Annotated in this window: 1 protein-coding gene; it reads right to left on the bottom strand. The window is 68.0% G+C overall.

Features of this window, described 5'->3' with window-relative positions:
- The coding region (locus IEZ17_RS41615) for an acyltransferase domain-containing protein (protein WP_189308828.1) at positions 1-1,283 on the bottom strand (1,283 nt) is incomplete at its 3' end.
- Positions 1,284-1,355 lie beyond the last annotated feature (72 nt).

Here is a 1,355-nt window from a genome sequence, read left to right as displayed (position 1 = left end):
GCGCCCACCACGACCTGCAACCGGACACCCTGCGCAGCGGGAAGCTCCAGCGGTGATTCCAGTGTCAGTTCGCCGACCCGACCGGCACCCACTCGTGCACCGGCCTCCGCCACCATCTCCACCATCGCAGCACCCGGAACCAGCACCCGCCCCCGGATCACATGGCCACCCAGCCACCCGTGCGACCGCAGATCCAGGCGGCCGTTCAGCAGCACACCGCCATCCGGCAGACCGGTCATCGCACCGAAGAACGGATGCCCACCGTCGCGCAGTCCCAGCGCCGACACATCCCCCACACCCACCGGGGCATCCAGCCAGTACCGCTCGCGCTGGAAGGCGTACGAGGGCAGATCCACCAGCCGGCCGCCCGGGAAGAGCTCTGACCAGTCCACAGCGGCCCCGCGCGACCACACCTCACCCAGCGCCGACAGCGCCGTCGCCACCTCCGAGCGACCCCGACGCATCACGGCCACACACGCCACGTCAGCGTCAGCGTCGCTGTCCAGGACGTCCCGTGCCAACGCCGTCAGCACACCATCTGGCCCCAGCTCCAAAAACGTCGTCGCCCCCAGCTCCCGCAACCCGCGCACACCATCGGCGAAACGCACCTCCTCACGGACATGCCGCACCCAGTGCTCAGCCGAAGCCGGATCACCACCCGCCAGATTCGACACCAACGCAACCCGCGGTGCCCCATACTCCAGCTGCTCGGCAACTTCCCGGAACTCCTCCAGCATCCCGTCCATCAACGACGAATGAAACGCATGACTCACCGTCAGGCGACGGGTCTTACGCCCCAGGCCCGCGAAATGCCGCTCCACAAGCGCGACTTCAGCCTCACGACCTGACACCACCACCGCACCCGGACCGTTCACCGCCGCCAGATCCACACCCGGCACCAACAGCGGAAGAACTTCCTCCTCCGCCGCCTGCACCGCCACCATCACCCCGCCAGCCGGCAACTGCTGCATCAACCGGCCACGCGCAGCCACCAACCGCGCCGCATCCCCCAGCGACAAAACGCCCGCAACATGCGCCGCCGCCAGCTCACCCACCGAATGACCCGACACAAACTCCGGCCGCACACCCCACGACTCCACCAACCGGAACAACGCCACCTCAACCGCGAACAACGCCGGCTGCGCGAACTCCGTCCGATCCAGCAACTCCCCGTCCGACCACACCTCCGTCAACGGACGCGACACATGACCATCCAACGCGGCACACACCGCATCGAACGCCGCCGCGAACACCGGGAACCGCCCATACAACTCCCGGCCCATCCCCACACGCTGAGCACCCTGACCCGTGAACAACACAGCCAGACGCCCACCCGAAACCACACCACCACCCGA

Origin of the sequence: Streptomyces albospinus, assembly GCF_014648695.1 — a bacterium.
GTDB classification, from domain to species: Bacteria; Actinomycetota; Actinomycetes; order Streptomycetales; family Streptomycetaceae; genus Streptomyces; species Streptomyces albospinus.
Note: the sequence above shows the minus strand (reverse complement) of the source record. Positions and strands in the feature narration are given on the sequence as shown.